At 58.6% G+C, this 22231-nt stretch carries 19 protein-coding genes and 1 tRNA gene; 16 read left to right on the top strand and 4 right to left on the bottom strand.

The window, feature by feature from the left end; translation table 11 throughout:
* Positions 1–84 precede the first annotated feature (84 nt).
* The 5 genes from OL236_RS09665 (at position 85) to OL236_RS09645 (ending at position 5829) form a co-directional block, all read left to right on the top strand.
* Complete coding sequence (locus OL236_RS09665) at positions 85–1302, top strand: phosphoglycerate kinase (RefSeq protein WP_009646587.1); 1218 nt, start codon at positions 85–87, stop codon at positions 1300–1302.
* A gap of 143 nt (positions 1303–1445) precedes the next feature.
* A complete protein-coding gene (gene tpiA / locus OL236_RS09660; RefSeq protein ID WP_009646582.1) occupies positions 1446–2198 on the top strand; it encodes a triose-phosphate isomerase in 753 nt (250 codons plus the stop codon).
* Positions 2199–2348: 150 nt separating this feature from the next.
* Positions 2349–3881, top strand: a complete 1533-nt coding sequence (gene gpmI / locus OL236_RS09655; RefSeq protein WP_009646607.1) for a 2,3-bisphosphoglycerate-independent phosphoglycerate mutase — start codon at positions 2349–2351, stop codon at positions 3879–3881.
* Between the two features lie 74 nt (positions 3882–3955).
* Positions 3956–4579 carry a DUF5105 domain-containing protein gene (locus OL236_RS09650; protein ID WP_265070439.1) on the top strand — a complete coding sequence of 208 codons (624 nt, stop codon included), beginning with the start codon at positions 3956–3958 and terminating at the stop codon, positions 4577–4579.
* A 92-nt stretch (positions 4580–4671) separates the two neighbouring features.
* A complete protein-coding gene (locus OL236_RS09645; protein WP_009646628.1) occupies positions 4672–5829 on the top strand; it encodes a hypothetical protein in 1158 nt (385 codons plus the stop codon).
* Positions 5830–6039: 210 nt separating this feature from the next.
* Here the strand turns inward: OL236_RS09645 and fliD are convergent, their stop codons facing one another.
* Together fliD and OL236_RS09635 are read right to left on the bottom strand one after the other, a co-directional pair.
* Complete coding sequence (gene fliD, locus OL236_RS09640) at positions 6040–6852, bottom strand: flagellar filament capping protein FliD (RefSeq protein ID WP_265070438.1); 813 nt, start codon at positions 6850–6852, stop codon at positions 6040–6042.
* A gap of 136 nt (positions 6853–6988) precedes the next feature.
* Positions 6989–7267: a hypothetical protein gene (locus tag OL236_RS09635; RefSeq protein WP_009646629.1), complete on the bottom strand. Its 279-nt coding sequence runs from the start codon at positions 7265–7267 to the stop codon at positions 6989–6991.
* A 195-nt stretch (positions 7268–7462) separates the two neighbouring features.
* Between OL236_RS09635 and rpsF the strand changes: the two genes are divergently transcribed.
* The 4 genes from rpsF to OL236_RS09615 are packed head-to-tail and all read left to right on the top strand — an operon-like array spanning position 7463 to position 9277.
* A complete protein-coding gene (gene rpsF / locus OL236_RS09630) occupies positions 7463–7801 on the top strand; it encodes a 30S ribosomal protein S6 (protein WP_264917950.1) in 339 nt (112 codons plus the stop codon).
* Between the two features lie 18 nt (positions 7802–7819).
* Positions 7820–8257, top strand: a complete 438-nt coding sequence (locus tag OL236_RS09625; protein ID WP_009646643.1) for a single-stranded DNA-binding protein — start codon at positions 7820–7822, stop codon at positions 8255–8257.
* 18 nt (positions 8258–8275) lie between these two features.
* Complete coding sequence (gene rpsR, locus OL236_RS09620) at positions 8276–8509, top strand: 30S ribosomal protein S18 (RefSeq protein ID WP_013741033.1); 234 nt, start codon at positions 8276–8278, stop codon at positions 8507–8509.
* Between the two features lie 57 nt (positions 8510–8566).
* Positions 8567–9277, top strand: coding sequence for a thiamine phosphate synthase (locus OL236_RS09615; RefSeq protein WP_265070437.1), 711 nt, complete (start codon positions 8567–8569; stop codon positions 9275–9277).
* 626 nt (positions 9278–9903) lie between these two features.
* Here the strand turns inward: OL236_RS09615 and OL236_RS09610 are convergent.
* A tRNA-Glu gene (locus tag OL236_RS09610) sits at positions 9904–9978 on the bottom strand.
* A gap of 21 nt (positions 9979–9999) precedes the next feature.
* Entirely contained in the window at positions 10000–11460 is a 1461-nt protein-coding gene (gltX, locus tag OL236_RS09605; RefSeq protein WP_265070436.1) for a glutamate--tRNA ligase, read from the bottom strand.
* Between the two features lie 204 nt (positions 11461–11664).
* Here gltX and OL236_RS09600 point away from each other — a divergent pair, with 204 nt between their 5' ends.
* The 7 genes from OL236_RS09600 (at position 11665) to OL236_RS09570 (ending at position 22213) form a co-directional block, all read left to right on the top strand.
* Positions 11665–12381, top strand: coding sequence for an SIMPL domain-containing protein (locus OL236_RS09600; protein ID WP_265070435.1), 717 nt, complete (start codon positions 11665–11667; stop codon positions 12379–12381).
* A gap of 362 nt (positions 12382–12743) precedes the next feature.
* Positions 12744–14489, top strand: coding sequence for a translation initiation factor IF-2 (locus OL236_RS09595; RefSeq protein ID WP_265070434.1), 1746 nt, complete (start codon positions 12744–12746; stop codon positions 14487–14489).
* A 35-nt stretch (positions 14490–14524) separates the two neighbouring features.
* The gene (locus OL236_RS09590; RefSeq protein ID WP_265070433.1) at positions 14525–15826 is read left to right on the top strand and encodes a nucleotide sugar dehydrogenase; all 1302 of its coding nucleotides are present in this window, start codon (positions 14525–14527) and stop codon (positions 15824–15826) included.
* Positions 15827–15873: 47 nt separating this feature from the next.
* A complete protein-coding gene (locus OL236_RS09585) occupies positions 15874–16806 on the top strand; it encodes a polysaccharide deacetylase family protein (RefSeq protein WP_265070432.1) in 933 nt (310 codons plus the stop codon).
* Positions 16807–16814: 8 nt separating this feature from the next.
* Complete coding sequence (locus OL236_RS09580) at positions 16815–18743, top strand: glycosyltransferase (protein WP_265070431.1); 1929 nt, start codon at positions 16815–16817, stop codon at positions 18741–18743.
* A complete protein-coding gene (locus OL236_RS09575; RefSeq protein WP_320109797.1) occupies positions 18740–21118 on the top strand; it encodes a hypothetical protein in 2379 nt (792 codons plus the stop codon). Before OL236_RS09580 ends, OL236_RS09575 begins: the two co-directional genes overlap by 4 nt.
* A 72-nt stretch (positions 21119–21190) precedes the next feature.
* A complete protein-coding gene (locus OL236_RS09570; RefSeq protein WP_265070430.1) occupies positions 21191–22213 on the top strand; it encodes a glycosyl hydrolase family 18 protein in 1023 nt (340 codons plus the stop codon).
* Positions 22214–22231 lie beyond the last annotated feature (18 nt).

Raw genomic sequence — 22231 nt, 5'->3', positions numbered from 1 at the left:
TTCTGAAAAAATCAGCTGAGTCAAGATCCATGAGGTCCGGCCGCGTTTGGGCCGGGCCTCTGTTCTTTTTATGGGAGGATTTTTATGAACAAGAAGACGATCAAGGACATCGACGTCAAGGGCAAGAAGGTCTTCGTGCGCGTCGATTACAATGTGCCGTTCGACGACAAGATGAATATCACGAATGACACGCGCATGGTGCGCACGCTGCCGACGCTCAATTATCTTCTTGACGGTGGCGCTGCGCTGATCCTCGCGTGCCACATCGGTCGCCCGACGGAGGCGAAGGAGGAGAAGTTCTCGACGAAGCATCTCGTCAAGCACCTTTCGGAACTCTTGAAGAAGGATGTGAAGTGGGCGTCCGATTGCGTAGGGCCTGAGGCCGAGAAGGCAGCTGCGGACTTGAAGCCTGGTGAGGTTCTGCTCCTCGAAAATTTGCGCTATCACAAGGAAGAGAAGAAGAATGATCCGGCTTTCGCCAAGCAGCTTGCCTCGCTTGCGGACATCGCCGTTGACGATGCCTTCGGCGTCGCGCACCGCGCTCATGCCTCGAATGTCGGCATCGCTTCTGATCTTGAAACGGTCGCGGGTTTCCTCATGGAGAAGGAGATCAACTACATCGGCAAGACGCTCGAAGCACCCGCGCATCCTTTCGTCGCTATCATCGGCGGCGCAAAGGTCTCGGATAAGATCGGCGTCATCAGCAACATGATCGAGAAGGTCGACACGATCATCATCGGCGGCGGCATGGCGCACACGTTCGATGCGGCCAAGGGGCTGCCGATCGGCGATTCACTGTGCGAGCCGGACAAGATGGATCTCGCGAAGGAGCTTCTCGAAAAGGCGAAGGCGAAGGGCGTCAAGGTCATCCTGCCGCTCGATGTCGCCGTCGCGAACATGTTCCCGCTCGCTGACGAGGCGAAGTTCGCTTCCGAAGGCAAGACGAAGGTCGTTGCGGTCGACAAGGTGGAGAACGGTTGGCAGGCGCTCGACAGCGGCCCGAAGACGTCGGAGGCGTATGTCGAAGCGCTGAAGGGCGCGAAGACGATCATTTGGAACGGTCCGATGGGCGTATTCGAGTGCGACGAGTTCGCCAAGGGCACGCTCGCAGTCGCGAAAGCCGTCGCCGATGCGACGGAGGCGGGCGCGACGAGCATCGTCGGCGGCGGCGATTCCATCGCGGCGCTGAAGAAGACGGGGCTTTCGGACAAGATTTCGCACATCTCGACGGGCGGCGGTGCGACGCTGGAGTTCCTGGAGGGCAAGGTTCTGCCGGGCATCGCGGCGATTGCCGAGAAGTAAGAGCTTCTGAAAGATGGCGCACAGCGTCCGCAAAGCCGGATGCTCGTGCTCGCCGCAAAAGAAGCAGGAGGAAGATAGAAGCTTTGCGGGAGCGCGTGCCGTTTTGACGTGCTCCCGATGTTCCATACGAGGAGGAAGATTTTATGGCAAGAAGGCCCATCATTGCAGGCAACTGGAAGATGAACAATACGATCGCCGAGGGCGTAGCGCTCGTCAAGGAGCTTATGCCGCTCGTGAAGGATGCAAAGGACGTCGACGTCGTCGCTTGCCCGACGGCGACAGCTCTCGCCGCTGTGGCAGAAGCCGTCAAAGGCTCGAACATCCACATCGGCGCACAGAACGTACATTGGGAGAAGAGCGGCGCCTATACGGGCGAGATTTCGACGGATATGCTCAAGGAGATCGGCGTCGACTACTGCGTGCTCGGCCACTCCGAACGCCGCGAGTACTTCGGCGAGACGGACGAGGGTGTCAACAAGCGTGCCAAAGCTGCCTATGCGGCGGGCATCACGCCGATCATCTGCTGCGGCGAACCGCTTGAAATCCGCGAGGCGAACACCTACATCGACTTCGTGACGAAGCAGATCAAGGCGGCACTCGACGGCTTCTCTGCCGATGAGGTCGCTCATCTCGTCATCGCCTACGAGCCGATCTGGGCGATCGGCACGGGCAAGACGGCGACCTTTGAGCAGGCGGAGGAAGTCTGCGCCGCCATTCGCGCGACGGTCGCCGAGGTGTTCAACCAGGCGGCGGCAGACGCCATCCGCATCCAGTACGGCGGCAGCGTCAAGCCCGCAACGATCGCAGGACTCATGGAGAAGCCGAACGTCGACGGCGCTCTCGTCGGCGGCGCATCGCTCAAGGCGAAAGATTTCAGCGAGATCGTGAAATTCTGACGTGAGGAAATTCTGACGCAAGGAAGTTCTGACGAGAAGGAAAACTTTTGAGCGGCACTGCACATGCGATGCCGCTCCTTTTGGGGAGCAGCCTCTATGGGCGGCTTCCTGCAATATTTGTAACATACTCCATAGGAAAGGGGTAGATCTATGGCAACTTTGAAACATGCACCGGTCGCGCTCATCATCATGGACGGCTGGGGAATCGGCGACCCGAAAGACCCGACGAACGCCATCGCCGTCGGAAAGACGCCCGTCTTGGACGGCCTCACGGCGAAATATCCGCACGCCCAGCTGCAGGCATCGGGCGAGTACGTCGGCCTGCCCGACGGGCAGATGGGCAACTCCGAGGTCGGGCATACGAACATCGGCGCAGGACGCATCATCTACCAGGAGCTCACGCGCATCACGAAGGCGATCGCCGACGGTACGTTCTTCGAGAACAAGGCGCTGCTCCATGCCATCGCGGGTGCGAAGAAGTCGGGCGGCGCACTGCACCTCCTCGGTCTCGTTTCGCCAGGCGGCGTGCACAGCCACGAAAAGCATCTCTACGGGCTTCTTGAAATGGCGAAGCGGAACGGTATCGAGAAGGTCTATGTGCATGCCTTCCTCGACGGCCGTGACGTGCCTCCGACGAGCGCGGCGGGCTATCTTGCCGAACTCGAAGAGAAATGCCGCGAGATCGGCGTCGGCGAGATCGCGACGATCGCGGGACGTTACTACGCCATGGATCGCGACAAGCGCTGGGAGCGCGTCGAGAAGGCGTATGACGCCATCGCCAAGGGAGACGGCGTGAAGAAAGCGACGGCGAAGGAAGCTATTGAGGCCTCGTATGCGGAGAAGGTGACGGACGAGTTCGTCATCCCTGCCGTCATCGACGGCTATGCGGGCATGAAGAAGGGCGACGGCGTCATATTCTTCAATTTCCGCCCCGACCGCGCGAGAGAACTCACGCATGCCTTCACCGATACGAAGTTTGACGGCTTCCCGCGCGTCGAAGGGCTTGATCTCGCGTTCACGACCATGACGCAGTACGAGGAAGGCATGAACGTCGAAATCGCCTACCCGCCCGAGACCATCAAGAACACGCTCGGCTCGATCATCGAGCAGAAGGGCTTGACACAGCTTCGTATCGCCGAGACGGAGAAGTACGCGCACGTCACGTTCTTCTTCAACGGCGGCGTCGAAGAGCCGTACAAGGGCGAGGATCGCATCCTCGTTCCCTCGCCGAAGGTCGCGACGTACGATCTGCAGCCTGAGATGAGCGCACTCGAAGTCACGGACAAGGTCGTCGCTGCCATTGAGTCTGGAAAGTACGACTTCATCATTCTGAACTACGCGAACGGCGACATGGTCGGTCATACGGGCGTCATGGAAGCCGCCGTCAAGGCGGTTGAGACGGTCGATGCCTGCGTCGGCCGCTTCGTCGAGGCGGCGCAGAAGATGGGCGGCGAAGTTTGCATCATCGCCGATCACGGCAACGCTGACCGCATGGTCGACCACGCGACGGGGCAGCCTTTCACGGCGCATACGACGAATCCCGTGCCGTTTATATGCGTGTCCGACCGCGTGAAGAAAGCACATGACGGCGCACTATGCGACATCGCTCCGACGCTCCTGACGCTCGCAGGACTCGAAATCCCGCCCGAAATGACGGGCAAACCCCTCGTGGAAATGAAGTAAGGTTTGTTTTGCGGCGGGGGAAGGCAAGGCTTTTCCCCGCTATGTTTTTGGTCAACGAAAGGAGAACGCAAGATATGAAAAAATCCGTTTGGAAGTCCTTCACCGCCCTCCTCGGCATCCTCCTCGTCACCCTTCTCATCGCAGGCTGTGGACAGAAGGAAGAGCCGGAAGTCAGCATGGAAGCTCTTGGCAAGGCGCTCCTCCAGGAAGACAAGGCCGGCATGGAGAAGTTCGGCATTAAGGAAGGAGAAGTCCGTAGCGCCTTTATGAAATCCTTCGTTACGGCCTTCACCGCTTCGTCGGGAGGGCTTTTCACGAACGATCAGGCGCAGCAGGTTGGCGAGGCGTGCCTCAATGCATTGAAAAAATGCAATGTGAAGGCAAAGACGCTGGAAAAGAAGGATGACAAGGCGAAGGTCGAATTGACGATTGATACGCTCGACGCAAGCTCGATGGATATGGATAAGATTGCGAACGAAACGCAGGCGGGCATCGCGCCGGATGCTTCACTGGATGCGGCCATGGACGCATTTATGAAGAACTTCGCCAAGGCTATCGAAGGCCTCCAGCCGAAGGGTACGAAGACGATCCAGGTGGAATGCACCTATGACAGCTCCAAGGGCGTATGGCTGCCGAACGATATGGTGGGCACGTCAGATAAGATTCTCGAAACGGCGGGAGGAGAGCTGATGAAATAAAAACTGCATAAACTTATGCCTTACATGAAAGAAAAGTCGGAAAGAACGCAACGCCTTCCGGCTTTTCTTTTGCAAGTGGGAGGATACACCATATGAAAAAATCTGTATATCGTCTTGCTGCGAGCTTGACACTTCTTTTTGCCCTGCTCATGTTGACAGGCTTTGCGCCACAGGACGATGCGGCAAGGGATATGGAAGAGCTGTCGCGGGCTCTTTTGCATGAGGATGCGGCAGGGATGAAGAAATTTGGCTACGATAGGGAGATGCTGCGGCGTAAAAAACTAGAGGATTTTACAAAGTCATTTGCGGCCATTGGTGTTACATCGTTCACGGAAGATTTAATTCATCCCATATATGAGGCTTTCTGCGAGGCTGCAGGGAAGTGCGAACCCCAGGGACAGATTTTGTCGAAAAAGGACGGCAGGGCGACGGTAGAAATTTCTTTTAAGGCGATTGATTGCAGGAAAATAGATGCAAGAGAGGTCGTTGGAGATGTTATAAAAAGCGGCGACAATCGATTTGAAGAGAGAAAAACAAGGGAGGGTTTCATCAAGCGTTATGAAAAAGCTCTGAGAGAACTTGAACCGAGTGAAATGAGGCATTTTCGAGCGAATTGCGTATACGACAGCGAAAAGGGCGTATGGGTGCCGGAAAATCCGGGTGAATTCCTCATGGATCTTTTTAATTTTGCGACTGGCAGCATCATAGAGAGCGATCCGGCGGAAAGCATAAAAATGCTTTCCAGCGCATGGCTTCGCCAAGATTGGGAGGGTGTGAAAAAAGCGAGCTGGGGAAATCTCATGGGGACGGAGGAAGTGAATCTTCATGGAATTACGGCGAAGTCTTTCTCGGAGAGGTACAAGCGAGGATTTGGCGGAGGATTGTCGGATGGACAGGCGCAAATGCTCAGCGAGGCAACGCTGAAAGCCATGGGGCGTGTCGATATTCAGACGAGAACCCTCCGTCAGGAACGGGATAGGGCACAAGTGGAGATTACTGTCGAAACGATTGACCCGTTTCCACGCAAAGAACTTCTGGAGGCACGCAAGCGGATTCCTCCGGGAGCGACCAAACAGGAGGTTTTGGGGATGTTTGTGGCTGAGGTGATCGATCGCTTGGAGCATGCAAAGCCGAGTGGTAAAAAGACCATCTCGGTGGAATGCGTCTATTATGGAATTCAACGAACATGGATACCTGTTGGTATGGAAAATTTTTTAAAAACCTTGCTAGCATTGCCTGTATCACGTTGAATGGAAAAGCAAAAGGCTCGCAAGGAAGAAGGATGGTTCTTTCTTGCGAGCCTTTTGAGGTGTAAGGCGGACTCCTTGGAATCTGCGTTTGAATATGTACAGCGCTATACTCTGAGGACGTTATCACAGGAATCGGGAGAAAAAGCGAAGCGTTTCACCTTGCACGATAGATTGAAAGTGTGTTCGTTTAATAGAAGCCTTCGATGCAATTCAGAAGAACATTGACAGCAGTGTACCCACATTGGCATAGGAATTCATGCTCGTCAAGGAGCCTGCCGATGTATAGGCGAGCGCGCGCTGGTAGTTGGGGCCGAGCATCTGCTGCGCCGACGGGAAGATCTTGTCGCGCTGCGTCTTGGCGAAGTCGACCTTCTTTTCTGTCGCACCCGCAAGGCCGTTCTTGCCAAGGATGTTCTCGACGCGGTTCGGCTCTTCCTTGAGCGCCTTCGTCAGCGCCGCGTCATTGATGGAGAGCGTGCCCGATGTTGAGTTCACCGTGATGCCGACTTGGCGCAGGGTGTCCGCCTTGTATGAAGCGTCGCCGAAGAGCTTTTCCATGCCCGAAGCGCGGCTTGAGACGTCGGAGTAGTCGCCGAACATCTTGATCGTGTCGTTGTAATCCGAGACGAAGTCTTTGACGTTCTTGAGCGCGTCTTCCGTGTTCTTCTTCGTGTCCGCCTCAGTCGCGCCCGTGACGTTGAAGTTCGTGTTCTTGAGTGCCGCAGACGTCTTGGAAAGAGAGTTCATCGCTGTATCGAATGTCTTGTAGAAGCCGTCGGAGGCTTCGTGGTAAGACTTCAGCACGGCGCGCGTGTTCTCCTTGAGGTTCATCAGGGCGTAGGCGTTCGAGCCGAAGCCCTGCGAGTTTAAGAGCGAGGAAAGCCCCTTGGAAGCGCGGGAGGACTGCGTTCCAAAAAGCGAATTGCCCGCAGTGCTCATTCCGCCGAAAAGCGAGTAGCCGCTCTTCTGTGCAAAGCGGTACATGCCGTAGTTCGCTTGCGTCATGGAATATATCGTTGGCATGATGGCCAGCTCCTTTCGAGAATGTAAGATAGCATTGATTCGTCACGAGAAAATATACCGTTTCATTGAGTATATCGAAAGGTGGGAGGAATTTCTTTAGTATCTGGATTGCTCACAAGCGACAAAACCGAATAACTCACCCCACGTCGGCAATGACTTCACCATCCTCGCGTGCGATCTCCCAGATTAGAGCGCTGTTTCGCTGAACGAAATTGAGCAGCTCGGTGCGCTCGTCTTCGCTAAAGCCGCTGTAGCTTACGAACGAGATGCTTGGCAGCAGGATTTCTGCCGTATCAAAGCCGTTTTCTGCTGCACGCTCCATGTAGACCAAGATGCTTTCGCCCTTTTGAGCGGATTGGTGTATATCGGAAAATGTTGTGACGATGCCGTTGATCGTGCTGTAATGATGCTTCATGACGCACCGCCTCCTCTGAATATCTGCTGCTTCAACTATAGAGGAGGCGCCACGCTTTGTCAAATGGGAATTTCTCCTTGCCCCAAGGCTTTTCTTATGATATAATCATTCAGTCACAGGACAGTTGGTTCGAATATTTTATTTTGAGCCTTCCCTGCTCCCGAGGGAGCCACAGACCATAGAGGAGGTGTTTTTGTGAGAAAATACGAGGTTATCTTTATCGTAAAGCCGATGGAAGAGGAAGCAACGAACGCTGTTATCGAGAAGTTCGTCAAGCTGATCCAGACGAACGGCGGCACGATCGACAAGGAAGACCGTTGGGGCAAGAAGCGTCTGGCGTATGAGATCAAGGATTACACGGACGGCTACTACTGCTTGCTCAATGTCACGGCTGAGCCTGCCTGCATGAAGGAGTGCGACCGCGTCATGAAGATTACGGACGATCTTCTGAAGCACATGATCGTTCGTGCGGAGGAGCTCATCGCAGCCGGCGAGAAGGCTGCGGCCGAGCCGGAAGCTGGCGAGGCAGAGTAAGCTGAGGGAGGAAATGCCATGAACAAGGTACTTTTGACCGGAAATCTCGCCCGCGATCCCGAGGTGCGCTACACGCAGAGCGGCAAAGCGGTCGCTTCGTTCTCGCTTGCGGTGAATCGCCGCTTCGGCAAGTCGAACGACGGGCAGCAGCCGTCAGCGGACTTTATTTCCATCGTCGCATGGGAGAAGCTCGCGGAATTCTGCGGCAACTACCTGACGAAAGGCAGCCGCATCCTCGTCGAGGGTCGTCTGCAGGCAAGAAGCTACGATGCGCAGGATGGCTCGAAGCGTTATGTGACGGAAGTCGTCGCAAGCGACATCGAGTTCGCCGGATCGCGTCCGCAGGGCGCGGGTGCGCCGGGCACGCCGATGCAGAGCAGTGCGCCGAGCCATCAGCCGCCTGCCGGCCAGGAGTCCTTCGGCCCTTCCATACCCGATGAGGAAATCCCATTCTAAACAGGGGAGGGAATTGATTTGATCAGACGTGACAGAGGCAGACGTTCGCGCCGCAAGGTTTGCACGTTCTGCGTGGACAAGGTGGATGTCATCGACTATAAGGACGTCGCGAAGCTTCGCCGTTTCATCACGGAGCGCGGCAAGATCCTGCCGCGCCGCATTTCGGGCAACTGCGCGAAGCATCAGCGCCAGGTGACGCTTGCAATCAAGCGTGCGCGCAACATTGCGCTTTTGCCGTTCACTGCGGAGTAAGGAAAAGAGAGCCGAAAGGCTCTCTTTTTGTATGGATAAGGGATGGGAGGCGCTCCTATGTGCTTTTCCGTGAGCGATATGACTTTGCGCTCGCATCTCGCGGTCACGGCGTATCTCGTCATCGGGCCTCGTGATACGAAGGGGCGGCGCGTCGGCGAGATCGTCAAAGCTGCGGTGCGGGCAGGCTTCACAGCGGTGCAGCTTCGTGCAAAAGAGCAGAGCGCACGCGAGCAGATCGCGCTGCTCGGCGAGGCGGCGCGGGCAATCGAAGCGGCCGGCGCGGCAGCAAGCGTGCCGCTTCTCGTCGACGATCGGCTCGACGTCGCGCTCGCGGCGCGCGAGATGGGTATCGCCGTCGCGGGCGTGCATGTGGGGCAGAAAGACGTGCCCGCGCACATTTGCCGCCGCCTTCTCGGGGAAGCGGCGATCGTCGGCCTGTCGGCGCATCCGCAGGATTTGCCTCGGCTTGCGCCTGAGGATCTGGCGGCTGCCGACTACATCGGCACGGGTCCCTTGCACACGACGGCATCAAAGCCCGATGCCGGCATCGAGGCGGACGGCAGCTTCCGCACGCGCAGCCTGGCGGAGATCGCCTCCTTCGCCCAAAAGAGTCCTGTGCCCGTGATCGTCGGCGGCGGCGTGAAGGTGAATGATCTTCCTGCTGTCAAAGCGGCAGGCGCCGCTGGCTTCTTTGTGATCTCCGCCGTCGCAGCGGCGGCAGATGCGGAAGGTGCAGCGAGGGAAATGGTGGCGAGGTGGAAGGACTGAGACTGGTCTCGATGATGCGACTTGCCTATAAGTAAGCGGATGTGTTATAATACGAGTGGCAGGAAAGATATGGCGATACCATTTCTGTATGCGAAACGCCCCCCAAGATACCAGCTTGGGGGGCGTTTCTATCCTCTTTTTTGCGGGGCAGAGGATTACGCCCCAGGCTTGTTGCCCGTTGATCTCTCGTCAAGCCATCTGCACAGATAGTGGCAGACTATCCCTGCCGCGACGGAGATAAGGAAGGATATGGCGATGTTTTCCATATCTGTATGCACCTCCTTCCTGTGCCGGTTTGGAGGTGGCAACGAGCAAAGTATACCATATTCTGGGGAAGAAGAGAAGGTGCGGTCAACGTCAGCCGTTCGTCTGCGCCCTTTGGGCTTGACTTACGGGACGTTTTCGCATACGACTTGTTACCCGTTCAGCTTCACCCCTTCGGGGTTCGCTTTACGGACAAGTCAGCAGCGGTCAACGTCGACCAATCACGCTTCGCCGTTGGCTCGCGTTCTTGGGACGTTTTCGCATACGACTTGTTACCCGTTCAACTTTACCCCTTCGGGGCTTGCTTTACGGACAAGTCAGTAAAAAGGGCTGAAGCCATTGGCTTCAGCCCTGAAATTTCTTGGTGACTCCTATGGGATTCGAACCCATGAACCCGCCGTGAGAGGGCGGTGTCTTAACCACTTGACGAAGGAGCCGCATGAACACGATTTATTATATTACATATCCTGCAGTTTGGCAAGACTTTTTTTGAGGCGATCGAGAGAATTTTTTTTGCCGAGCAGGAAGAGCACTTCCGTGAGGCCACCCGGCGTGACTTTCTGCCCTGAGATAGCGATGCGAAGCGGCCACATGACGGCGCCCTTCTTTTCGCCGCGCTGTTCTGTGAAGGCGTCGAGCGCCGCGTTGATGGCGTCGGGCGTCCACGGCTCTATGCTTTCGAGCATCGGTAGCGCTTCGGGAAGAAGGGCGCGCGCCTTTTCCGGGTTCGTCTTGTTGCGCTTGTTCGTATAGCAGTCGAGGTCGTAGTCGGGCATCTCGATGAGGAAATGGATCTGCTCTTTGATTTCGCCGAGGCGGCTGAGGCGCGGGCGCAGGACTTCGGCGGCGTAGTCCCACTTCTCGGCGAGTTCTGACGACAGGTCGCCGGCGAAGGGACGCGCGAGTTTGGCGAAGGCGGCGGGATCCATCGACTTGAAGTATTCGCCGTTCATCCAGTCGAGCTTCTTGTAGTCGAAGATGGCGGGCGACTTGCTGATGCCGTCGAGGGAGAACGCCCCGATGAGTTCTTCCATCGTGAAGATTTCCTGATTCGTGTCCTTAGGCGACCAACCGAGGAGCGCGACGTAGTTCGTGACGGCTTCGGCGAGGTAGCCTTCGTCGAGAAGCTGGCCGAAACTCGCTGCGCCGTGGCGCTTCGAGAGCTTCGACACCGTGCCGTCTTCGCTCTTTCCCATGACGGGCGGCAGGTGGATGAACTCGGGCAGCTGCCAGCCGAAAAATTCGTAGAGCAGCACATGCTTGGGCGTCGAGGTGATGTACTCGTTGCCGCGGATGACGTGCGTGATCTCCATGAGGTGATCGTCTACGACATTGGCGAAGTTGTACGTCGGCATGCCGTCGCTCTTCAAGAGAATCTGGTCTTCGAGTTCGCTGTTTTCGATTGTGATGCTGCCGAGGATCAGATCGCGGTACGTCGTCGAGCCGGTGAGCGGCATCTTCTGGCGGATGACGTAGGGCGTTCCCGCCGCAAGCTGGCGCTCGATTTCCTCAGGCGCGAGGTCGCGGCAGTGGCGGTCATAGCCGCCGAACTTCTCGGCATCCGACTCGTGCGCGTGATCCTTCGCCGAGCAGAAGCAGCGATAGGCGTGGCCGCTGGCGACGAGCTTTTCGGCATATTCCTTGTAGATCGCCTTGCGCTCGCTCTGCACATAGGGACCGAAAGCGCCGCCCTTTTCGGGGCTTTCATCGGCGATGATGTGCGCGGCGGCAAGGCTCTCGTTGATGACTTCGCGTGCGCCTTCGACGAAGCGTTCCTGATCCGTGTCCTCGATGCGCAGGATGAAGTCGCCGCCCTGGGACTTCGCGAAGAGATAGCCGTAAAGCGCCGTGCGCAGATTGCCGATGTGCATGTAGCCCGTGGGACTGGGCGCGAAGCGCGTGCGTATACGATTGCTCAAGATGATTCCTCCCGATGCTCTTTTTGTATCTATTCGAGTTTCTTGTTGTAGTATATCAGTAATGCAGGCGATGTGCAAACTACATGCGGGAGTGAGAGAGTTCTAACTCGTATTTCTCAGGAGTCATGCTATAATGGACATATCCACGGAGGAAAAACACACCGAGGGAAATTTTCTATTTAGGAAAGAAAAGGAGAGATCGAGATGAACAAGATGAAAGCCTTCCTCGCTGCGATCGCAACGGGACTCTTCCTGTGCGCACCGCAGGCGGCAGAGGCAGCAGCGCCGCAGACTTCAGAGCCGCCCGTCCTCATGGTCGACGGCACGGGCAGGGCGGAGGCGGCACCCGACTGCGCGACGATCTCGGTCGGCGTCGTCACGCAGGCGGCGGACGCGAAGACGGCGCAGGAGGAGAATGCGAAGAAGGCGCAGGCGGTGCAGCGGGCGCTCGTCGCAGCCGGCATCCCCGAGGCGAACATCCAGACGCACGGCTACTACTTCCAGCCGCTTTATGAGCGCGAGACGCGCGAGAATGAGATCACGGGCTACCGCGCGGAGAACAATGTGACGGTGCGCGTCGACAATCTCGCCGATGTCAGCCGCGTCATCGACCTCGCGCTCAAGAATGGCGCGAACAGCATATCTTCACTGGATTTCGGCGTGAAGAATGCAGACAAGGTTCGCAAGATTGCCTTGACTGCCGCTGTCAATGACGCACGAAAGAAGGCGGACGAGCTTGCCGCCGCTCTGGGCAGGCGCGTCGTCGGACTGAAGGCCGTCTCAGAGAACACCTATCCGTTTGCTGAGCGCAGCGCGGGCGCAAAGATGCTCATGGCCGCCGATGCAGCTCCGACGCCGATTGCGCCGGGCATGTTAGAGATGAGTGCCGAGGTGCATATCGAGTATTACTTGAGCGAGTGAGGCTGGCAAAGAAAGCTTGTCGGAAGACAAAAGCGTGCAAGAGGGGGAGATGAGAGTCTCCCCCTCTTTTGTGTTCTATATGATAGGAGGTTTCTCCCTATAAAAACGCTATACAATCTATATTTATAGGAAAAATATCTAGCATATATTTTCAGACTATAAGTCCTAAAAAGAAGAAATGCGAGAATAATTCCTTGCAAATTTGCTCGCTTTATACTATATTGTATAATCAATAGAGAGAAAGACTTAATACGTCCGGGTGAAATATTGTAGAATTTCCCAAAACCTACCATAATTTATTAAATATATAACTTATGAGTAATAATTATTAAAAAGAAAGAATAAGGGGAAAATAACCTGATATGATGGAAATGGAAAAAAAGTCTTTGTTTTGGGGACATGCCTGCCGCGCAAGCGTTTTCTGTGCCGCGATCTTCGGCATTCTGCCGGTAGCGGCTTCTGCCGCCGAGGCTGTGCCCGACTGGGTCTATGAAGCGGTGGGACGCCTTGAGTCGCAAGGCTATGTCAATCTTGCGGGCAAGATGCCGCAGGAGTGTTCGCGCGAGGAGCTTGTCCGCATTGTGGCGCAGGGGCTGCACGAGGTTGACCGCATACAGCAGGGAACGCTCGCGGACGAATATGGGCGTCTTTCGAGTCTCGCCGTGCGCGATGAGGTGCATGTCAAGCTCTACCGAGAGCAGGAACGCCTGGCGAAGAGGGCGCTTGCCGATGCCGAGGCGGCGGCGAAACAGGCGGAGGAGCGCCTCGTGCGCGAGTCTTTGCGCGGCACGAACCGCTTGGAGGTCATGCAGCCGCTGCAGGAAAAGGCGTCGAGGGCGCGTCTTCGTCTGCAGTTCGCGGCGCGCGACTACGCGCTCGCCACGATGCGGCGCGAGAAGCGCGAGCTTGCTTTGGCGAAGGTTTCGGAGCGCAGGCAGGAAGTCTTCTTGCGCATGACGCCAAGAGAAGGCGCGGTGCAGGCAGACGCTGCGGCAGGTGCGCCTGCCTCGCCCGTGGCCGTTGCCGTCCCGGCTGCACCGGACTCCTTCCCCGCAGGCGAGGGCGGTGCGTATTCTTACGGCGAGCCGCTTGTCGAGCCGGGCGTCATGGATGAGGCGATGCGTCTTCGGGCGGCTTTCGCTGAAGATCTCGCGCTCATGGGCTATGCGGACGAGGAGAATGCCGAGCAGCAGCTCTATTCGTCGGTGCTCCTGCCCGAGAAGCCTGAGCCGAGACTCAAGGTCGACGCCGAGGTGCGTGCCGATGCTTCGCGCTCGGGCGGCATTGAGCGCGGCGACAGCCGTGCGCGGCTGCGCCTTCGGGTCTTCCCCGATTACGACATCGACGGCAACTGGCATGCGGCGGGCATGATCGAGTACGAAAAGTACTTGAACGGCGGCACGGACGACGGCAAGCTCCGTCTTGACCGCTATTATCTGACCGGCAGGAGCGGCATCTTTGATACGACCGTCGGCGTCTTCAGCGCGGATTTTGCCGAGGGAAATATCTACGACAGCAAGTTCCGCGGTCTGCGGCTCTCGATGGGAAACCCCGTCCGCTATACGCTGCATTACGGCAAGATCGAGCGGGCGCACGAGGTGGCGGCACTTTCGGCAAGCTACGATACGCCTTTCTACGGCGTTGACGCCGGCATGTACCGCTTCGACAAGATCAACGGTGCGGCGCGCAACATCTACATGGGAAATTTCCGCGCACCTCTGGGAGATTTCGATTTCGGCGCGATGCTTCTCCATGGCACGGATCACAGGGCGGGAAACGGCACGGGCTATGTGCTGACGCTCGCGAAGAAAGGCGACGGCTGGCGTCCCGGTTCGATGTCCTACTGGCTCAAGTACTATCGTCAGCCGAGCGCCACCTACGTCAGCCACACGATGAACGGCATGGCAGATTACATGAGCTACGATGCGACGGGTGACGGCCCGAGACGCGGCGGCTTCCGCGGCTGGGGCGCGGGCCTCTCCTACACGCTGCAGAAGGATCTCATGTTCGGGCTTGAGTATTACGATCTCTTCGACCTCGATACTGCGAGGCGCAGCCGTACCGTTTGGGCGTCGCTTACGGGATATTTCAAAAATTATGAGGATTGAACAAGTACGCAGTGCGGAAAGAAGGAGGCAAACGCATGTTGGAGCTTTTGCACGATGGCAGGGCGAAGATCGCCGTCGTGGGACTGGGCTATGTCGGGCTGCCGCTCGCCGTGGCGTTTTCGAGGCATTTCAGCGTCATCGGCTATGACAGCGACGAGGAGAAGATCGCGGACTGCCGCGCGGGCAAAGATCCGATGGGCGAGCTTGCCGCGGAAGAAGGCGCGGCGGAGCGCATCGACTTTACGGCGGATGCGGCGCGTCTGCGCATGGCGTCGTTCATCGTCGTCGCTGTGCCGACGCCGATCAAGGGCGACAAGACGCCCAATCTCAAGCCGCTGAAGAAGGCGACGCGCGTCATTGGCAGGCATCTGCAGCCGGGCAGCATCGTCGTCTACGAGTCTACCGTGTACCCGGGCGTGACGGAGGACATCTGCTGCACCATACTGGAAAGGGAATCGGGCATGCGGCGCGGCGAGTTCAAGATCGGCTATTCGCCTGAGCGCATCAATCCCGGCGACAAGGTGCATCGCTTGGAGAACATCGTCAAGATCGTTTCGGGCATGGACGAAGAGACGCTTGAAACGATCGCCGGAGTTTACGGCACGGTCGTCGAGACGCTGCATCGTGCGCCGTCGATTCGCGTGGCGGAGGCGGCGAAGGTCGCGGAGAACGCGCAGCGCGACATCAACATCGCCTTTATGAACGAGCTAGCTCTCGTCTTTCACCGCATGGACATCGACACTTCGGCTGTGGCGGATGCGATGGATACGAAGTGGAATGCGCTGGGCTTCCGTCCGGGACTCGTCGGCGGTCACTGCATCGGCGTCGATCCGTACTACTTCATCTATCAGGCGCAGAATCTCGGCTATTATTCGCCGCTCATCTCGACGGGGCGGCGCATCAATGACGACATGAGCGGCTTCGTCGCCCATGCCGTCGTGCGCGAGCTTGTGCGTGCAAAGATTGATCTCGCCAAGGCGCGCGTCCATCTTTTCGGCATGGCGTTCAAGGAGAACTGCCCCGACATGCGCAATTCGCGCGCCGCCGACGTATATCGCATCTTGCAGGAGTACGATCTGACGCTCGCCGCCGTCGATCCCGAGGTCGATGCGGCAGCTTTCCGCGTGGAATACGGCTTCAGCCTGAAATCGCTGCACGATGTGCAGGACGCGGACGCTCTCGTATTTCTCGTGACGCATGAAGCCTTCGCCCGTCTGTCGTGGGAGGAACTGCGTGTGATGTGCCGCGCGGATGGGCCGCATCTGCTCGTCGACGTGAAGGGGATGTACTCGCGCGAAGAAGCGGAGCGCGAGGGCTTCCGCTATTGGCGTCTTTGAGTTTGGGGTGAGCTTTGTAAGCGGATTTTTGAGGAAGGGGGCGGAGCATGAGCCTGAAAAAGATGGGGCTTCTCGCCATAGCGGGCATATTGATCGTCGCGGGCGCTCTCGTCGTCTTCCGTGATCATGTGATTGGCACGAAGAACGCGCAGGCGGAAATCACCGATCTTGGCAGTCTTTATGAGGCGACTGAGGAGATTGCAGCGGCCAAGGAGCAGCTGCAGGAAGGCGTAGAGCCAGCGGAAATCGTGACGAGGGATGAGAAGCCTCATGTCGCCATCGTCATCGACGGATTGCCCGAGCGCACGACGACGGCGCGTTTGCTCGACGTCCTGAAGAAGCATGGCGCGAGCGCCGTGTTCTTCGTCGAAGGGCAGAACGCGGCGAACCAGCCGGAGACGATCAAGCTCATTCGCGAGGCGGGACAGGAGATCGGCAACTACACCTTCGTGGGGGTCGCGGCGGCACAAGAATTGCCGCAGGAGCGCCTGCTCGCCGAGATCTGCCGCACGCAGAGGGTCGTCGAGGTTCTTGCCGTCGCGCCGCCGAAACTTTTTCGCTCGCCGCGCACCGTCTATGACGAGGAGCTTCTGCGCGCCTTGCGCGCCGCAGGCGTCGAGTGCGCCGTGAAGGAGAGCGCGCATTACGCGCCGGGCTGGCTCAAGGACGAGGCGGGCGCGGCCGCCTATGCGGCGACGGTGCCTGCGGGCAGCATCATCGCGATTGACATCGCCGTGCCCGTCGAAGCCCCCGCGCAGGATGTGGCCGTCGAGGATGCGCGGCCGGCCGTGGACAAGCAGCCGACCGTGGAGGACAAGTCCGCCGGGGAACGCAAGGCTGCGCCTGTCGACGCTGCCGACGAACTGGACTGGCTGCTGACGGCGCTGGAGAGCACGGGAAAGACGCCGGGCAATATTCATGATTTTCGTAAAATTCGATACGTTCCCGCCGCGCCATCGGCGGCAGTGCAAGGCAAGTAGGTGAAGAAATGGCAAACGAGGGATATGCGTCCGCAGACGGCGCTGGAAAAGATATGGATGCTGCCGAACGCGGCGCAAGGGTGAATCGGGCGACAGGCGCGGCTCAAGAAGACGAGGTTCTCTACACGGTGAAGGAGGACCGCCGTCTGCTCTCGCATGTGCCGGACGCGACGGGACATCGCAGCAACCGCAGCCGGCGCGGCGCGTCCGCCGCCATGGAGTCCGACGACTACGTTCTCTATGAGCAGGATGCGAAGAACGGGCAGCGCTATCTCGTCGACTATCCCGTGAAGATCGAGGGGGCGGCGGGGACGCTTGCGGCGCGCGCCGTGGACATCTCGACGACAGGCATCCTCGTGCGGTTGGAAAAGGATGCGTGCGGGGCGGATCTTTCGGGCGAGGTAAAGCTGACCTTCGAGATCGAGCCGGGCACTATGCCCGAGGGCTACGAGATGAAGGTGAAGAAGCTGCCGGCGACGGTCGTGCGCAGCTTCGGGCAGGAGGAGAAGCTCTACGGCATCGAGTTCAAGAAGTCGCTCGCTCAGTACGCCACCGCACGCAGGCAGGGCTACATGTTCACGCTGGCGATCTTCTTCCTCGCCGTCATCACGCTCATCATCGTGCTCATGCGAGCTGAATCCGTCATCTATTTCAAGTTCAACCGCTGGCTTTATCTCTACAGCATCATTGCCGCGACGTTCCTTCTGACGCGCTACCTGTTTGCGATGTTCTACCGCCCCGTGCCCATCGATCCCGACTATACGCCCGGCGTGACGATCATCATTCCGTGCTTCGATGAGGAGGAATGGATTCAGCGCACGATCCACAGCTGCATCAACCAGGACTATCCCGTGGACAAGCTCGAAGTCATCGTCGTCGACGACTGTTCCAACGACCGATCCGCCGAGCGCGTGCAGGAGATGATCGCCGAGCTGAAGGCGGCGGATACGAATGACAGCGCCTACCGCGTCTTTGAGCGCATCCGCTTCCTGCAGCAGCCGCAGAATCTGGGCAAGCGCGACGCCATGGCGCGCGGCGCGAAGGAGGCGAAGCACGAGCTGCTCGTCTTCGTGGATTCGGACAGCTTCCTCGATCCCTTCGCCATCCGCAACATCGTGCAGCCCTTCAAGGACGAGGAGATGGGCGGCGTATCGGGGCGCACGGACGTTGCGAACACATACACGAACGCCCTGACGAAGATGCAGGCGGTGCGCTACTCCATCGCCTTCCGCGTCATGAAGGCGGCGGAGGGGTACTTCGATGCGGCGACCTGCCTCTCGGGGCCTCTGTCTTGCTACCGCAAGGATCTCGTTTTGAAATACATGGACGCGTGGCTCAATCAGCGCTTTCTTGGACAGAAGGCGACGTTTGGCGACGACCGCAGCATGACGAATTTCATCCTGCGCCACAATCGCACGACGTATCAGGATTCCGCCGTCTGCATGACGATCGTGCCGCGCTCCTATTCCGTGTTTTTGCGCCAGCAGATGCGCTGGAAGCGCTCTTGGCTGCGCGAGTCTCTGATCGCGAGCCGCTTCATGTGGAAGAAGGAGCCTTTCATGTCGCTCGGCTTCTACATGGGCGTTCTCGTGCCCATCGCCGCGCCCGTCGTCGTCATCTACAACCTCCTCTACGTACCGATCATGCATCGGGTCTTCCCCGTGAGCTTCGTCGTTGGCATGCTGATGATGGCGCTCCTCATGAGCATGGCGCAGCTTCTCATCCGGCGCAGTACGACGTGGATCTATGCCATGTGGTTCTGCATCTACTATGAAGCTGTGCTCCTGTGGCAGATGCCTGTCGCCTGGGTCACATTCTGGAAGACGACGTGGGGTACGCGCATGACGCTCGCCGACATCGCTGCGCTGAATAAGAAAAAGAACAAGGAGAAGGATGGCCGCGTCATACTCGACAAGGCGGCGGAGAGGGCAGCATGAAGAAGAAACGTGTATTTGTGCGCTTGAAGCAAGGATTGTCGCAGGCACAGGAGCGGCAGGTGCAAAAGGCGGCAGAGGACTCTGTCGCTTCGCCGGATGTGCAGGGTACGCTGCCGAATACACAGAGCGGCATGCCGAACGTGCAGGGTGTGCCGTTTCTGATGTGTGTGACCGATGCGCAGGGACGTCCGCAATGGGTTCCCGTCGTGCCGTTTACTGCATCGCCGCAGGTGCAGCCGCCGATGCAGCCCACGTTGCCGCAAGCGCAGGAACAGCCGTTGATGCAGTCCGCGCCGTCGCAGGAGCAGCCGCCGTCGACAGCACAGCCGCCAATGCAGCCTGCGCCCCAGCAAGAGCGGCAGCCGGCAGCACAGTCCGCGCCGAGAACGCAGCAGCAAACACAGCAGCCGCCAGTGCCGCCACAGAAGCCGAAAGCGCAGGAACAGCCGCCAACGGCGCCGCCGCAGCCGAAAGCGCAGAACGAGCGTCCGAAAGCGCAGTCTGCACTTGCGGACGCTGCCTTCACGCGGCGCAAGAACCGCCGCAAGAAGATGCGCACCGCCTTGGAGTTCGCCTGCATCGCCGCCGCGCTCTTTGTGCTCATGGAGCTTTTTTTCACGTTCAAGACGTACGACCCGGCGGCTGCCGCAGCGGCGGGCGCACAAGACAAGGGTTTCATCGCCCTTTCCTACTTCGGCGTCGACCGAAACGGCGATACATCGACGCTCATCGGCAAGGAGGAGCTGCGCCGCCATCTCGCCGAGCTCAAGAGCCAAGGCTATGTGACCATCTCGCAGCAGGACGTCCTCGACTACTACCGTGAGGGAAAGACGTTGCCGGAGCGATCGCTCTTCCTCATGTTCGAGGACGGGAGGCGCGACACGGCGATCTTTGCGCAGGAGATCATGGAGGATTTGAACTTCAAGGCGACGATGATGACGTATCCCGAGAAATTTGCCAAGAAGGACACGAAGTTCCTGAATCCCAAGGACTTGCATGAGATGGAAAGCTCGACCTTCTGGGAGATGGGATCGAACGGCTACCGTCTCGCCTACATCAATGTTTTCGATCGCTACGATGATTTTCTCGGCGAGCTTGACCCGCTGCGCTTTGATATGGTACGCGGCTGTCTCGGCCGCCGCTACAATCACTACTTGATGGACTATATCCGCGACAAGGACGGCGTGCCGACGGAGAGTGAGCACCAGATGGAGCGACGCATCACCTACGACTACGCGCGTCTTCGCGAAATCTACGGCGAGGAACTCGGCTATGTGCCCAAGGCGCATGTGCTCATGCACGCGAATACGGGACGCTTCGGCAACAATCCGCGCGTTAGCGCCGTCAACGAGCGCGAGATTCGCGATTCCTTCCCTATGAACTTCAACCGTGAGGGCTTCGTGCTCAACAAGCGCACGAGCAGCCTCTACGATCTCACGCGCATGCAGCCGCAGCCCTATTGGCCGATCAATCACCTGCTCATGCGCATCAACTACGATACGGACGGCGCCCTATCCTTCGTCGAGGGGCGCGAGGAAGGACGCCGCGCCTGGGAGCTCAAGGAAGGGGCGCTCGAAGCCCGCGAGGAGACGCTGATCTTGACGACGCTGCCCGAAGGCAAGGCGCTCGCCCGCCTCACGGACGTCGAAAATCTGCGCGACCTCCGCCTTGAAGCGGAGCTTGAGGGCAACGCCTTCGGCTCGCAGCAGATCTTCCTCAGAAGCTCCGCCGATCTTTCGGACGCCGTCTGCGTCACACTCGTCAACGATCAACTCGTTGTGACAGAAATCGCGGGCGGCGCGAAGCGCGAGCTTTACCGGGAAAAGCTGCCCGTGATTCTCGGCGAGAAGATCCTTTCTGTCGAGGAGGTGCGCAAGGAGGCGAAAATCACCGAAAACGAGGCTTTCGCGCGCTATGCGCCATCGCCCGCCGCAGCCAACGAGTACATGGGACGCGCGAATGCGGTTCGCGAGACGTACGCCGCTGCCGTTGAGGACGGCGCCGCTCCCTACGAGGGAAGCGAGAGCTTCCATCGCCGCGGCAAGTGCAGGCTCGTGATTCATCTTTCGGGCGACCGCCTGAGCGTCGATGTGGACGGGCATACGGGCCCTGAGGATCTCGCCGTCTCCCGCACGGAGCGCGGCGCGGTCTTCCTCGGCGCTTCTTGGCAGGGCGAGGCATGGAGTCAGCGCAATCTCGCCGACGACGTTTACGACGGCGTCTTCAAGAAGGTGCGCGTCCTGACGGAAACGGGGCGCGAGAGCAAGGAGGAGCGCGTTCTTTACACGAGCGAATACAAGGGATGGGAAAAGGCGAAGCACAGGGCAGGGGAAATCTGGGACGCTGTCCTGCGCTGGTTCCTCGAATACGTATGATTTGTATGCCAAAGAGAGGGCGCGTGAGAGAAGCTTGCGCGCCCTATGTGGTGTATAGGAGGGGCTGTTTTTATGCGTTGGTGGATGTTGGGACTGTTTCTTGCCGCAGGGCTTTCCCTCGGGGGATGCGCACAGGCGGAGCCGCTGCAGAGTGCGCCGCACGCGCCCGTGGAGTTTTCCTCCTGGCACGTTCGCTGGGATGCGGCGGCCGGCGACGCCGATTATCGCGCGATGCGCGGCAAGCTCTCGAAGGTCGCCCTTTTCGCCGCTTGCTACGACGAGAAGGACGAGCTTTATGTGCCGCAGGAGGTGCAGGCGCTCGTAAACGCCTACAGCATTCGCAAGGTCGAGCGGTACTTGAGCTTCACGAATGACATCATGGGGAAAAAGCATGTGGAAAAGGACAGGGAACTTCTGCGCCGCCTCCTCGCGACGGACGAGGGAATCGAGAAAGAGGCGCTTCGGATGGCGGAGACGGCAGAGAAGTTCGGCATGGAGGGCGTGGAACTCGACTACGAGAACTTCCGCAAGGACGAAGAAATCATGACGCGCTACCGCGCCTTCCTTCAGAAGCTCGCCGAGGCCACGAAAGAGCGCGGCCTGAAGCTTCGCGTCGTGCTCGAACCTGCGATGGCTTTTGAGGGGCTTCCCGCAGAAGCCGAGTACGTCGTGATGTTCTACAACCTCCACGGCAAGCACAGCGGCCCGGGTCCGAAGGCGGATCGCGACTTCATCGAAAAGACGCTGAAGAAGATGGAAGCCCTGCCCGGAAGGAAAGCGGCGGCCTTTGCAACGGGCGGCTGCCTGTGGCAGGATTACGGCTTCTTCGGACTCAAGAAGGGCGAGGCGCGTTTCCTTACGGAGAAGGAGGCGGCCGCCTTGGCGAAGAAGCACGGCAGGACACCCGAGCGCGACGCCGAGAGCGCGGCGCTTCACTTCACATTCTCGGCGGACGGGCACGATGGGGAAGTCTGGTATGCGGATGCAGAGACGCTGAACGCATGGATCACGCTCGCGGCGGAAAACGGCGTCGAGGCGGTGAGCCTCTGGCGGCTCGGCGGCAGCGAAACCCTCGCCGATGTACGATGCGAGTAGAGGAAAGGAAGAGATGGG

This window comes from Selenomonas sputigena (assembly GCF_026015965.1).
Classification (GTDB): domain Bacteria; phylum Bacillota; class Negativicutes; order Selenomonadales; family Selenomonadaceae; genus Selenomonas.
Note: the sequence above shows the minus strand (reverse complement) of the source record. Positions and strands in the feature narration are given on the sequence as shown.

Excerpts from the sequence above, each read along its gene's own strand:
- OL236_RS09650 (WP_265070439.1), top strand. The coding sequence starts at position 3,956 with ATGAAAAAATCCGTTTGGAAGTCCTTCACCGCCCTCCTCGGCATCCTC.
- OL236_RS09635 (WP_009646629.1), bottom strand. The coding sequence starts at position 7,267 with ATGAAGCATCATTACAGCACGATCAACGGCATCGTCACAACATTTTCC.
- OL236_RS09585 (WP_265070432.1), top strand. The coding sequence starts at position 15,874 with ATGAGCCTGAAAAAGATGGGGCTTCTCGCCATAGCGGGCATATTGATC.
- OL236_RS09570 (WP_265070430.1), top strand. The coding sequence starts at position 21,191 with ATGCGTTGGTGGATGTTGGGACTGTTTCTTGCCGCAGGGCTTTCCCTC.
- OL236_RS09575 (WP_320109797.1), top strand. The coding sequence starts at position 18,740 with ATGAAGAAGAAACGTGTATTTGTGCGCTTGAAGCAAGGATTGTCGCAG.
- OL236_RS09625 (WP_009646643.1), top strand. The coding sequence starts at position 7,820 with ATGAACAAGGTACTTTTGACCGGAAATCTCGCCCGCGATCCCGAGGTG.
- fliD (WP_265070438.1), bottom strand. The coding sequence starts at position 6,852 with ATGCCAACGATATATTCCATGACGCAAGCGAACTACGGCATGTACCGC.
- OL236_RS09580 (WP_265070431.1), top strand. The coding sequence starts at position 16,815 with ATGGCAAACGAGGGATATGCGTCCGCAGACGGCGCTGGAAAAGATATG.
- OL236_RS09595 (WP_265070434.1), top strand. The coding sequence starts at position 12,744 with ATGATGGAAATGGAAAAAAAGTCTTTGTTTTGGGGACATGCCTGCCGC.
- OL236_RS09615 (WP_265070437.1), top strand. The coding sequence starts at position 8,567 with ATGTGCTTTTCCGTGAGCGATATGACTTTGCGCTCGCATCTCGCGGTC.
- OL236_RS09665 (WP_009646587.1), top strand. The coding sequence starts at position 85 with ATGAACAAGAAGACGATCAAGGACATCGACGTCAAGGGCAAGAAGGTC.
- OL236_RS09590 (WP_265070433.1), top strand. The coding sequence starts at position 14,525 with ATGTTGGAGCTTTTGCACGATGGCAGGGCGAAGATCGCCGTCGTGGGA.
- tpiA (WP_009646582.1), top strand. The coding sequence starts at position 1,446 with ATGGCAAGAAGGCCCATCATTGCAGGCAACTGGAAGATGAACAATACG.
- gpmI (WP_009646607.1), top strand. The coding sequence starts at position 2,349 with ATGGCAACTTTGAAACATGCACCGGTCGCGCTCATCATCATGGACGGC.
- OL236_RS09600 (WP_265070435.1), top strand. The coding sequence starts at position 11,665 with ATGAACAAGATGAAAGCCTTCCTCGCTGCGATCGCAACGGGACTCTTC.
- OL236_RS09645 (WP_009646628.1), top strand. The coding sequence starts at position 4,672 with ATGAAAAAATCTGTATATCGTCTTGCTGCGAGCTTGACACTTCTTTTT.